Source organism: Desulfosarcina sp. BuS5, from assembly GCF_028752835.1.
Taxonomy (GTDB): Bacteria; Desulfobacterota; Desulfobacteria; order Desulfobacterales; family BuS5; genus BuS5.
Map to the genome: position 1 here is coordinate 2,692,968 of NZ_CP087952.1, position 13,072 is coordinate 2,706,039.

The following is a 13,072-nucleotide window of genomic DNA, read 5'->3' on the forward strand; positions in this document are numbered from 1 at the left end:
ACGAAAATATTTTGGTTTGCTTTGCCCCTCTACTTAAAATTGAAAAGAAAGAGAAGCATAAAAAAACCTTCCCGGCTCATATATAATCGCAGGATTAGCGCCTGAACCGGAAACAACATCCCATTCATATGAATTTGCCACAGCATAATGTTTGTCAAAAATATTTTCAACACCAACATTCAGTGTAAACATTTTGTAATTCCAGCCTGCTCTGAAATTAACCAAGTCCCAGCCGGATAAAGCCTTTTCGCCGGCATCGGTATCAACATTGTCAGCGTTTTCCGAGTGAATCCATTCTAATGTTCCAAAAAGTGCCGGAGTATCATAGTGCAATGCAAGTTTGGTTTTAAGCGGCGGAACTTCGGCCAGATCATTATCAGTATTATACTCAGGAGTGGAGTCTTTTCTGCCCCTTTGCCATGCCGCAGCGGTCTCTATGGAAAAATCTGATATAATATCTACAATTATTTTAACGTCAGCGCCATAGATATGGGCATCAATATTTGTCCAGGTTTGATGCGAATCATAAGTCTGCTTTCCCTGTTGATAAATATAGTCCTTCAGATCACTGTAAAATGCCTTTGTTTTAAAACTGAATTTCCGGCCTGATAGCTGGAAACCGAGGTCAAACTCTCTATTCTTTGTGGCATCCAAATCCGGATTTCCGTGAAAAAAAGGGCTGGGGGACTGAAAATAACGTTCAACCGCTGTGGGAGTGCGGATACTTTGGCCGATCCCTGCAAAAATAAGCGCATTATCCGCTAAATAATATTCAGCGGACAGATATCCGCTGAATAGATCATCATTATTCCTATTGGTGGATGTTACGGCAATGCTTTGCTTGAGATCCTCATCAGCTTTTGATTCAAAATGGTCGTAACGAAAACCTGCGCTCAGCGATAAGGTGTCATAATTTTTATCCGCCTTAATATACAAGCCTAAATCATAGGTGTTAACATTCGGAATAAGCTCATCATCCATATTTGCGCCGGTATCATCCCTGTACATATTCCCTTTCCAATTGTGTTTGTAAGCATCTATGCCATAAGTAAACCGGGCAAATCCGGCAGACTTTTTATTCTCTATTTTTAATCCGGTGATAGTCGATTTTACTTCATTATGCCGATGAAAGGGAGGATTGCCTGCAAGTTCACGATACTTGTCAAAAGGTTCATGCTCTACCCTGTTTTGATAAAGAGAAAGCGTCAATTCGTCTGAAAAATTTCCCGGACCGGTTATGAAATAATCAGCCCTGCCCATATAAGTTTTTTCGGAATCAATATCCATTCCGGCTCTTGGTGTCATAATATCATCGGCTTCTCCATAGGCATACGAAAAAAGAATAGTTTGATTTTCTGCTGGAGTAAATTGCAGCTTGCCCCATACGTCATTTTTTTCAAAGGCCTGCATATTTTTCCCTTTGGAATTATAAGGGCGGCCTGCCGGAGCAAATTTGTAAAGCTTATTTCCATCTCCGTCTTCATACTGATCTGATTCCGAATAATTATAGCCGATTAACCCTTGAATTTTTTCGTTGCCGCCGGTTGTGTAAAATCCGCTGCTTAAAAAATCATAGCTGCCGGCTTTTGTAAGGATTTCACCCAAAAACTCTTTTTCTGTTTTTCTTGTGATAACATTAATGCTTCCGCCAAGGGCTCCTGCTTTAGTAACATCAAACGCTCCCTCTCTGACTTCTATTTTATCAACAGTCAACATATTGATATGTGACAGGGATGGATCTTTTCTGCTGCCGCAAGCGCCTTCAATAATCCCGTTATCCACCAGTACTCTTAAATCGGATTTCCCAAATCCCCTCAAGGAAACCTCATTTCCATATCCGCTTTTACGAATCATTGTCGCTTCTATCATTTCATTTGAAAGAATTTCGGCAAGATCAACAATCTTGTGTGTCTTAAGCGTTTCAGCTTCTATATTTTTTTCATCCGTATCATTTTTAGCAGCAGTTACCACAATAGTATCAAGGGTTATAGCCCCTGCATAAGTCAAAGTCTCACCGATCAGGACAAAGGAAAAAGTCCAAATAAGCAAAAAAAATAATCCTGTTGTGTATAAAAAATTCATAATTCCGCATCTCCTTATTTATTCCGCATATAATATCTATTAATGGCTAAGGGTTCGCACAAAAATAAGTTAGCAATTTTAAGTGTTAAGGCGCCTGGCTGGCAAGGCGCGAAAGTGTATGAATATCAAGATATTTCTACGCTTTCGTAACGCAGCCAGGCAGGATGCATCGACGCTTAAAATGTAAAATTATTTTTGCGCGAGCCCTAAGGGCGAACATGTTTCAGTAATATCACTGATTACCACGCATCCGGATGAGGCACAGCCCTCTTATGCGAATTGCATAACGATAAGTTGCACAGTTCGTAAAATATTTTAAATCAGCTTTTTATTTCTGGAATAAACAAGGAGGCGAACGGGGCGGGATAAGTAAATAATCAATCCGTTTTAAAATATCAGATTTAAACAGAAATCTGAATATCGGCAACAATGCCAATAATGGCCCGAATGTACAGCGCTTTATTTTGTAAATGTAAAAATGTTTTAAAAAAGAACATATAGGGCAATTTTGATTGGCCTGGTATTCGATCTGCTTATTATGAATAAAAGGCGGGGATTGTTTGGAAGCAGCAGGCGCGTTGCACTGTAAAGACTCTTTACTGTGATGATGTAAAAAAGGATGAAGAACATGTATCCCTGTCGTGGAAAAAAGAAACGCCGACAGGACAATTATAGTAATGGACCTAATAAAATATATCGCTTTCAGAGGGTTCGTTTCAAAAGTAGACACCATTTACGCCCCGAAATGAATAAAATCTTTTTTCCAGGTTCTCTTTTAACATTTTTTCTGCAAAAGGAAATCAAAAATCGCATCCTATTCAAATCTCAGGGTAAGGACTCGCTCAAAAATAACTTCGCAAAATTATCATATTCATCTATGATAAGATATACAGGGTATGGGGTCATGCGGGCTGAAGTAATAAGAGATTGTATTGAAAAAAGGGCATCTTCCCGATCAATTTCAATCGCAGGCAGTTCAAATCCTTTATAATTATAAACTTTATAAAATTCTATAATACATGCATTAATATGATTAAAAAGTATAATACTCCCCAAAAACTGGACAGTTGTTTAAGGTGTAAAATGAGTATATCCTGATCAACAAAAAGGAGGCTCATTAATGGGTAAAATTCGAAAAAATTACAGTGCATCATTCAAAGCTAAAGTAGCGCTTGAAACGGTTAAAAAGGAAAAGACGATTTCTCAACTATCTAGTGAATATGGAGTTCATTCAAATCAAATAAATCAATGGCGAAAGCGTCTATTAGAAGAATTGCCCGATATATTTTCAAAAAAGCGTCAAAAAAAAGAAAAAGACGCTGAAGAATTCCAGGCGGAGCTTTACCAACAAATCGGCCAATTAAAGGTCGAATTGGACTGGCTAAAAAAAAAATCTAACCTTCTCAATTGATATAAAGCGTCAATACATTGAGCCGAATCATTCTTTGATACCGGTAATGCGCCAGTGTGATCTTTTGGGAATAAACAGATCAACCTATTACTATCAATCCTGCAAAGATGAGAGCTATAACCTGGCTCTCATGCGATTGATAGACGAAGAATATACCCGATATCCGTTCTACGGTGTTGAAAAAATGACGGCCGTATTAAAGCGACAAGGGCACACTGTTAATCCTAAACGAATAAGACGTTTGATGCGGCTTATGGGACTTGAAGCTATATATCCAAAACCAAATTTGAGCAAAGCATCAAAAGAGCATAAAATTTATCCATACTTGCTGCGAGGCGTTTCCATTGAGCAAGTTGACCAGGTGTGGTCAACGGATATTACCTATATCCGTTTGAATTCAGGTTTTATCTATCTTGTAGCAGTGATAGACTGGTTTAGTCGGTATGTCCTGAGCTACGAATTTTCAACCACATTGGATAAGGATTTTTGTATAAAAGCCTTACAGGGTGCCTTAAAAATTGCAAAACCTAAGATTTTTAACACGGATCAAGGCAGTCAGTTTACCAGTGATGCCTTTACCGGCGTTTTAAAAAAAGCCGATGTGAAGATCAGCATGGACGGCCGGGGCCGTGCTCTGGATAACATTTTCGTAGAGCGCCTTTGGCGTACCGTGAAATATGAACGTGTTTATCTTCACAATTATGAGACCGTCAGGGAGGCTATTCAAAACATTGGAGAATATTTTGGCTTTTACAATAATGAACGACTCCATCAATCTTTGGATTACCAGACCCCGGCAGAGATATATTTTAAAACTTTTCCAGGGTAATTTCAGAACCACTTTGTATAATTAATTAGAATACCATTAAGTCGTATTGATATTATAAAAAATGTTTCCTGCTGCAAACAAGATAAAAGCGTACTATCCAACACATAATCAGTTGGTAGTAGAGTTTGTTTGAATATTGCATAACGCTAATCAAATATATAGCGTATTTTTAGGATGATTTTTTGAATAGCGTTGCACTTAATTCAACATACTATATGTTTTGGAGGTAAAAAAATGAGAGGAGGAAAACGTGCAGGGGCTGGTCGAAAAAAGAAACCAGACCATTTGAAACGAGAGCTTGTGACAATTAGATTACCACAGTGGATGATTTCACAGCTCAAGAGGAATGGTCAAATTGGTTATTTAATTGAGAGTCAATTGGCGAAAAAAGATTTTTTGAATTTGCCGGATGATTACGAAATTGATAGTTAAGATCGGACAAATTAAAGGAAGTAACAGGCAAGATTTATCAGCAATGGTGATCAATGTGAGGTTGTAAAAATAATATATTTTGGTGAATGCCCTATTCAACGTGCGGCATAAGTTATAAACATATTAATATTGAATTTTAACAGTATGTTAATGAGATACAAAAAAGTTATAAACATTTTATCAATAAGTTATGAACATTTTAGAATGGTATTATTATTTATTAAATCAATTAGTTAAGTTGTTTATGAACATTTTTATGATAAACAGAAACATATTTTTTTTATTTACTATTATTTTTTTAATTTTCAGGATTATTTATAGCTCAAAAGCGCACCTTAAAAAACCTTGTTTTTTGTCTTGACAATGGGGAGTACCTTACTGTATATTTTTTAAATTCATGCAGGCTTACCGGAAGGACACGGAAGGTTCAGCAAATAATCATAGCGCGCATGGTCCGGCAGGTAGAGCCCGCATTTTTCAATGGCAACCTCATTAATCGGTTTTTCCCGGCGTGTGCCTTTGAGCTTTATATATTTTTTATGGATCTCTTTTTCATATTGACTGTACTTGTTGTCGGCAAACTTCAGAAAGATAAGCCCCAACACCGGAGTTGAATACTCTGTTGATTTTAAATCGGAATTGGCCCGTAAATTATCCGCAGACCGCCAAAGCGTTGCTTCCAGTTCTTTAAATCCCTCAGTTTTCATAATAAAAAAATCTCTTGCCTTATGGTATAGTAGCTATCAAGCGGTTAATTTTGGCGGCGCTTTGGGGTCGGATACTTCCACCCTGCAACCCTTTTTTTTTATAAATGACAGGTTATCATCATATTATTTGATGACAAACTATATTATTACGTTGTCTGTAAATATGCCCTCATTTTTAAAGGACATATATCCTTCGGGGCTGATTATGAAGTGGTCCATGGGTGTAAGATCCACGGCAAGGCATGCCTTGACCAGCTTCCGGTTAAGGGGAAGATCGTGCGGGCTGGGCTTTAAACTGCCCGAGGGATGATTGTGAACAAAGATGAGGGCGGTGGCATTTAGCTCAAATGCCCTTTTGATAATTTCTCGTGGATAGACAGCCGACTGGTCAACCGTCCCCTTGAATAAAACTTCGGCAGCCAGCACAACATGGGTGCTATCGAGATAAATAACCTTAAATACCTCCTCCTTAAGATTGGCCATGGACAAAGAGAGATATTCAATAACATCTTCCGGCCCGTTTATGACTTTTTTACCTACCACCTCTTCTTTTAACTGACGTTTGGCAATTTCGGTGGCGGCAAGCAATTGGGCAATCTTGGCGGGTCCCAGCCCCTTAATGTTTTCCAGATCCTTTTTCCCGGCACTGAGGAGCCCCCTGAGACCGCTGAATTGTTTGATCAGCTCTCGACCCAAGGCAACTGCATCTTGTCCCTTTACCCCGGTACGGAGCAATATTGCCACCAATCCGGCGTCAGATACATATTCAGGCCCCTGCTCCAACAATAGTTCTCTTGGCCGCTCTGATTTAGGCCAATTCTTTATCCCATGATTTTTATTGGATTCATCCATTTATGGTAATTCCCGGGACACCTTACTTATCTTTCTTTTTGGGCTTTTTGTGTCCAGGTTTTTTAAGTTTAAGTTTTCGGTCCAAAAAACGTTCCATTTTTTCGATAAAAGAATCCGCGCCTAAAGGCCGACAGGTTCGTTCGTGTTTTCTTATCATATTACGGATCAATGGTTTCCAACAGTTCTGAAAACCGGTTAACAGTAATAACTTTGACATCAGTTCTGTTCTGGGTTGTGTATCCGGCATAAATTATTAATTGGCCGTATGGCAGGTCAGGGAAAAATTTTTTAAACTTTTTTAGTCCCTTAAAATAATCGGAAGTAATGGTCTGGCCGGATTTGATTTCAATGGGCAGTAGATTATGGGAGATAGTATAAACAAGATCGATTTCATTGCCTGAGCTGTCGCGGAAAAAATTAAGATTATCTCTTTTGCCCAGGTTGTAACGGTATTTCAACGCCTCAATAACCGCCATATTTTCAAACAGATGCCCCCTTAATGGATGATTTTTGACATGAGTAATGTTTTCAATTCCGCAGAGCCAGCAGGCAAGGCCCACATCATAAAAATAAAGTTTTGGTGATTTTACAAGCCGCTTTTTAATATTACGGTAAAACGGGGGCAGTAAATAGACAATATAACTCGCCTGCAAAACAGTAATCCATTCACGGGCTGTGCTGTGGCTGATTCCGGTATCATCGGCAAGGTTGCTCAGGTTGAGCAGTTGCCCGGTTCTGCCGGCACACAGGGTCACAAATCTCTGGAACAGACTCAGATTTTTTATATTTACAAGCCGCCGCAGATCCCTCTCAATATAAGTCTCAAAATAATCTCCATAGGCCTGGCGAGGTGGGATATCCTGATCATATATCCTGGGGTAAAAGCCTTTGAATATTATTTCATCCAGGGATTTAACTTTATATGTTTCAAGCTCTTTAATAGTAAACGGTAGAAGCTTTAATAATGCTGTCCGGCCTGCCAGAGATTGAGATACCTTCTCCATTAATTCAAACTGTCTGCTGCCGGTAAGGATAAAAAGGCTGTTTTCCTTTTTTTCATCCACTATTACCTGCAGATACGACAAGAGTTCGGGCGCGCGCTGAATCTCATCCAGCACGGCTCCTTGAGGATACTGGTTCAAAAAACCGATTGGATCTTCAATTGCAAATTGCCGTACAACCGGATTTTCAAGGTTAGCATAGGGTTTGTTCGGAAAGGCCTGCATGGCAAGGGTTGTTTTGCCAGATTGACGGGGACCGGTTACGGTAATAATAGGGTATTTTGTGAATATATATTGTGCATAATCGGAAAGGGTTCTTTTTATCAAGGAGGCACCTTTTTCTGCAATATCATGTTGCAATCTTCAATTTGCAAAAAAATATAAGGATATTAATTTTATGTCAATGCTTTTCTTCTTTTAACGGTTTAAAAACTGTTTTGATGAACATGCAGGGCGATCACAAGGATCGCCCCTACTCCCCCACAAATATCTCGCACATATTATTATGCACGCCGCAAAAACGCCTGGTAGAGGGAAAAGAGATATTGATCTTTAACATCGGGATAGGAAATGGGGGACATTATAAGTAAAAAATTTGTTATAGCAGATTGCAAAAGATGGAAAAACTCATGCCGGAATATTTCCCGTCATTGCTCTAGATTCCATATCCAGATACTGTTTGGCGTTTTTTTTAAAGAGCAGTAAACATTGCTTATTTTAAAAATCTTAAAATCATCAACCCAACACAATAATTTTCGATCTGTGCGAACCCTTAGCGGTTAGCCGCCAGCAATGCCGCACCCAGGGCTCCAACCATCTGCGGATTTTCATAAACAAGAATATCCGTTCCAACAGCCTGTTCCAGTAAATCACATATGCATCGATTTCGCGCGACCCCGCCTGCAAAACAGACCGGTTCTTTTAAGGAGACTTTTTTTAACATGCCCACCGCACGTTTAACCACAGAGCGGTTTAATCCCAAGGCAATATTCTGGCGATTTTCTCCCATTGCCACCAGAGACGTGACTTCTGATTCTGCAAACACGGTACACATGCTGCTGATTTGAATATCTTTAGTTGCCTTAAGCGCCTCTATTCCAAACTGATCCAGATTATAGCCCAGAGCTTGAGCCATAATTTCCAGAAATTTCCCTGTTCCTGCTGCGCACTTGTCGTTCATCTCAAATTTTATAACTTTTCCATTATCATTAAGAGCAATCGCTTTTGAATCCTGCCCCCCAATGTCAAGAATTGTTCGAACTTTCGGGAACAGGTATCCAGCCCCCACTGCATATGCCTTAATCTCTGTAATTGTGGAAGAATCAAACAACGTTTCAAAGAGGTGTCTGCCATAACCGGTCGCCATGATAAAATCATACTCCACCCCTTTAAGCAGTTTTTTTGCCTGGGCCATGGGGTCAAAACCGGTATTTATTTGCCTGTTTGCAACAATTTCGTTCTCGCTCAATACAACCAGCTCAATGGTTCGCGAACCAATGTCAATACCTGCATATTGCATTTTAAAAATTCTCCCGGTTTTTACTGCCCCTATTTTAGGATCGCAAATTAAATAACTTGAACAATATTATTTGTCTTTTAGCCCATCTGCTGTGTTGCATTAAAGGCCGAATACTTCGAGTATTCAACCTTTAATGCGCCTTGCAGATGAACCAAAATCCTTCATAATCTTTGTCCAATTTATTTAATCTCCGATCCTTATTAATTCAATAAACGCTTCCACCCTTGTTTTAAGCTGCCCTATGTCTTCCATGCTGTAATCCGTATCGATACGAAGTACAGGGATATTTTTTTCTTCAAGGGCCTTTTCCGTGGGCATGGATTCCATGAGATAGGGCTGACAAAACTGTAAACCATAAAGAATCACCCCGTCTGGCTTATAGTCTCCGACCATTTCAACTATATGGTCAAGACGATCGGGATTTGGCGTAAAAATGGCGCAATCTACTTTGAAATAGCGGTCAATAACAGCTTCCATGAGTTCTTCCACTGTGCTGCCTGTATTATCTGTCAAATTGCGGGTTCCTCTTTCTCCTACGCAGGATTCCTCACCAACAATTACTCCACCGGATGTTTCAATTATCCACGGAAGCTTCCAGTTTGGAACAGCCATTGGGCAGCCCGATATCAGGATGCGCTGCGTTTTTTCAGGGAATACGCCTTCCCTGTTTTGTATGCGCTTTTCAAGCTCATCGCATATACTGTTTACTGATTCAGTAAAACGGACCGGGTTATCATAGAAAAAAACCTGATTGGCCAAAAGGGCGTCAAGGCCGGAAACAGGAGCAGGAACAGCCTTGCGCAAAGCCGACAATCTGTGAATGGCCTTTCGTTTATTATTAACGATTTCAATTCCCTTTAAAAGCCTTTCGCTATCAATTTTTATACCTGCAAGTTCTTCAACAGCATCTTTAAAACGCCAATATTCGGTTTTCAGAAGATTTCTTCCTTCAGTCGATTTAACCTGTGGTAAATCCATTACATAGAGGTTGGAAACAAGATTATTTAAGGTCTCATAGGCTTTTTTTTTGCCGTCGCAGGTGTTTTCTCCTACAATCATATCTGCTAATTCCAGATAGGGACAGACTTTCCCCAGCTTGAATCCAAAAGCCGATTTAATCAGGGCACAAGTATTTCGCGGAAGATAATTCTCCACTTCCTCCATAGCAAAATCCGCTCCGGAGCAAAGTCCCACAAGGGTTGCATCTGCTGCCAGCACGATCTCCTCCGGCACAAAAACACAGAAGGAGCCGATCACTTTTCTGCCGGCTGCTTTTTCATCCATAAGTTCCTTGATTCGCAGGCCGTGCACTTCACTCATAACAAAATCAAAATACCCCATGCCTTGGGGCCGGTTTTTCTGAGCACTATAAATATCCCGGTATCCTTTTCCAAGAATATCCAGCAACTCATCATGCGCTGCAAGATCCAGTTCCAGGCTTTCCCACATTTTTTTATAATCTTCGCTCATTTTTTTTCCTTTTGTGGATTTGTAATTTTTCAGGTGTTTATAGATTGTCACATAAATAATTTCACTGCGTTATCGGTCGTTGGAGTATTACAATACGCCTTCCTCCCTCTGGCCTTGTGAAATTTATTATCTGACAATCTATAGGTAAAATACTGAAGGGAAGAACAACCATTTTTGACAGAAAATCAGGCATCCTTCATTTTGTAGTTTACACTTTTTCAATATATAGATTGTCAGATAATTACCCGATTTTAAAATTTGGTACAAGGCCAGGGGGGGGTAGGGGTCAAAATCCTGAACCCCTACTCCGACGACAGACAACGCATTGAAATTGTTTGTGTGACAATCTATATCTGAATAGCTAAATAAACTTTCTTTTTATATAGGATATTTTTTAATGTCAAACAGGAAATTACAATAATAAAAAGGGCTCGCTCAAGTTTTTTCTGCACGCAAATCGGGAAAAGAATTATAATACTCCATATGTTTATCAAGAAATATCAGGAAACACTCAGGATAGAGTTAAAAATTGCTTTTGAAGGTCTGGAAGAGGTTATGTAGAATGAGGCATGAGGAATTAAAACCCATGGCACCTTTTTGGGGTCCACTATAAAATGAATTTATAAAAATTATTGTAATCGTTCCCGGTTTTAAAGATATAGGTTCAATTTATTAAGTTCTTTAATCTGATCCCTTATCTCTGCCGCTCTTTCAAATGCAAGTTCCTTTGCAGCCTGCTCCATCTCATTTTCCAGTTGTTTTATTATGACGTCAAAATTTTCTGTCGAGCCGTTTTCCTTTTTGCCATAAGATGCCAGGCTTTCTGCAACCTGGGTTGCAGGCAACTCATCCGATTTATACATATAATCAAAAACAGAATTCAGGTTTTTAGTAATTGTCTGCGGAACGATATCATATTGTTTGTTATAGGCTTCCTGAATTTTTCTACGCCGTCCCGTCTCATTAATGGCCTGGCGCATTGATTTTGTAACCTTGTCCGCATACATTATAACCCTGCCGCAAACGTTTCTGGCTGCCCTGCCGCAGGTTTGTATCAGCGACCTGGCAGAGCGTAAAAAGCCCTCTTTATCAGCATCCAGAATGGCAACCAGGGCAACTTCAGGTATATCGAGTCCTTCACGCAGCAAATTTATACCTATAAGGACATCAAATTTATCCGCCCTGAGATCTCTGATAATTTCCACACGTTCCAGGGTCTTTATATCGGCATGCAAATAACGGACTCTTATGCCAAGATCGGAATAATACTCCGTCAAATCCTCAGCCATCCGTTTTGTCAAGGTTGTTACAAGAACTTTTTCACTATTTTTAATGCATGCCATGACCTCTCCAAAAAGATCGTCAACCTGATTCCCGGCCTTCCGAACATAAATTTCAGGATCCACAAGCCCGGTGGGCCTTACAACCTGTTCGACGATAGAACCATTTGCCTTTTCAAGCTCATAATCGGCCGGGGTTGCCGATATATATATTGCCTGCTGGATTTCAGACTCGAACTCCTCAAATTTAAGCGGTCTGTTATCCATGGCGGACGGAAGCCGAAAACCATATCGAACAAGAGTCTCCTTGCGCGACCGGTCCCCTTTGTACATTGCTTTAACCTGGGGGACAGCAATATGGCTTTCATCGATACATATCAAAAAATCATCGGGCAGGTAATCAATAAGCGTAGGAGGAGGTTCTCCGATTGATCGTCCGGTCAAATAGCGTGAGTAATTTTCGATACCGTTGCAGTAACCGATCTCGTGCATCATCTCAAGGTCAAAATTGGTTCTCTCTTCTATTCTCTGGGCTTCGATAAGCATATCTTCTTTTCTAAAATAAGCGATCCTCTGCTTTAATTCTTCTTTAATCAATTTAGCGGCTTTTTTCAGATTGCTTTTTCCGGTTACATAATGACTGGCCGGATATATTACAGCCTGCTTGAGTCTTTTAATAACAACGCCCCTTAAAGGATCGATCTCGGAAATCCTTTCAACCTGATCACCAAAAAAATCTATCCGCACGGCCAGATCATCCTCGTAAGCAGGTAAAATTTCCACCCGGTCGCCCCTGACCCTGAAAATGCCTCTATGAAAATCAACATCATTACGTTCATAATGCATTGCAACAAGATCCGAAAGAAACTTATCTCTGACAAGCTCCATATCTTCTTTAATATTAATACACATATTAAGATATTCCTCCGGGTCGCCGAGTCCGTAAATACATGAGACACTTGCCACAACGATGGCATCCCTGCGTGATAGTACGGATCTGGTGGCTGAATGCCGCAGCTTGTCTATCATCTCATTCATGGAGGAATCCTTCTGAATATATGTATCGCTGGAAGGGATATAGGCTTCAGGCTGATAATAATCGTAATAGCTGACAAAATATTCAACCGCATTATCAGGAAAAAGACTTTTGAATTCATTAAAAAGCTGGGCAGCAAGTGTTTTATTGGGCGCCAGAATCAAAGCCGGCTTACCAAGCCTGGCAACAACATTGGCTATTGTAAATGTCTTGCCTGATCCGGTAACCCCCAAGAGAACCTGATGTTTCTTACCGTTTAAAAGTCCCTTGCATAAAGCGTTTATTGCTTTAGGCTGATCACCGCGCGGTTTATAATTTGATACAAGATTAAAGGATGACATTATATCCAAGGATGTTTACTGATATTAAATTAATTGCAAAGAAATCGGAGCAGATGTCCAAATTTCAGACCTCGGGAAAAAATAGCATTTTAAGCATAATTTTTTGGACACT

The 13,072-nt window shown here is 39.9% G+C and carries 10 protein-coding genes; 2 read left to right on the forward strand and 8 right to left on the reverse strand.

What is annotated here, in order from left to right:
* Nucleotides 1-33: 33 nt before the first annotated feature.
* The gene (locus BuS5_RS13250) at nucleotides 34-2,082 is read right to left on the reverse strand and encodes a TonB-dependent receptor (RefSeq protein WP_027354970.1); all 2,049 of its coding nucleotides are present in this window, start codon (nucleotides 2,080-2,082) and stop codon (nucleotides 34-36) included.
* An 825-nt stretch (nucleotides 2,083-2,907) separates the two neighbouring features.
* A complete protein-coding gene (locus BuS5_RS13255; RefSeq protein WP_274427726.1) occupies nucleotides 2,908-3,138 on the reverse strand; it encodes a hypothetical protein in 231 nt (76 codons plus the stop codon).
* Nucleotides 3,139-3,202: 64 nt separating this feature from the next.
* Here BuS5_RS13255 and BuS5_RS13260 point away from each other — a divergent pair.
* Nucleotides 3,203-4,322, forward strand: a protein-coding gene (locus BuS5_RS13260; RefSeq protein ID WP_245266731.1) for an IS3 family transposase whose coding sequence is annotated in 2 segments (ribosomal slippage) — nucleotides 3,203-3,475 and nucleotides 3,477-4,322 — 1,119 coding nt in all. Because the reading frame shifts where the segments join, the coding sequence is not laid out codon by codon here.
* A gap of 234 nt (nucleotides 4,323-4,556) precedes the next feature.
* Entirely contained in the window at nucleotides 4,557-4,754 is a 198-nt protein-coding gene (locus tag BuS5_RS13265; RefSeq protein ID WP_274427654.1) for a hypothetical protein, read from the forward strand.
* A 395-nt stretch (nucleotides 4,755-5,149) separates the two neighbouring features.
* On the opposite strand, the gene BuS5_RS13270 is transcribed toward BuS5_RS13265, so the two are convergent.
* The 6 genes from BuS5_RS13270 to uvrB all read right to left on the reverse strand — a co-directional run bounded on the left by BuS5_RS13270 (nucleotide 5,150) and on the right by uvrB (nucleotide 12,960).
* A complete protein-coding gene (locus BuS5_RS13270) occupies nucleotides 5,150-5,461 on the reverse strand; it encodes a type I restriction-modification system subunit M N-terminal domain-containing protein (protein ID WP_027354888.1) in 312 nt (103 codons plus the stop codon).
* 138 nt (nucleotides 5,462-5,599) lie between these two features.
* Nucleotides 5,600-6,313 (reverse strand): RadC family protein, encoded by a 714-nt coding sequence (radC, locus tag BuS5_RS13275; RefSeq protein WP_035266371.1) that lies wholly within the window; start codon nucleotides 6,311-6,313, stop codon nucleotides 5,600-5,602.
* Between the two features lie 158 nt (nucleotides 6,314-6,471).
* Nucleotides 6,472-7,641 carry an ATP-binding protein gene (locus tag BuS5_RS13280; protein WP_027354887.1) on the reverse strand — a complete coding sequence of 390 codons (1,170 nt, stop codon included), beginning with the start codon at nucleotides 7,639-7,641 and terminating at the stop codon, nucleotides 6,472-6,474.
* Nucleotides 7,642-8,086: 445 nt separating this feature from the next.
* Nucleotides 8,087-8,833, reverse strand: coding sequence for an acyl-CoA dehydratase activase (locus tag BuS5_RS13285; protein WP_027354886.1), 747 nt, complete (start codon nucleotides 8,831-8,833; stop codon nucleotides 8,087-8,089).
* Between the two features lie 183 nt (nucleotides 8,834-9,016).
* Complete coding sequence (locus BuS5_RS13290) at nucleotides 9,017-10,303, reverse strand: double-cubane-cluster-containing anaerobic reductase (RefSeq protein WP_027354885.1); 1,287 nt, start codon at nucleotides 10,301-10,303, stop codon at nucleotides 9,017-9,019.
* A gap of 650 nt (nucleotides 10,304-10,953) precedes the next feature.
* A complete protein-coding gene (gene uvrB, locus BuS5_RS13295) occupies nucleotides 10,954-12,960 on the reverse strand; it encodes an excinuclease ABC subunit UvrB (RefSeq protein ID WP_027354884.1) in 2,007 nt (668 codons plus the stop codon).
* Nucleotides 12,961-13,072 lie beyond the last annotated feature (112 nt).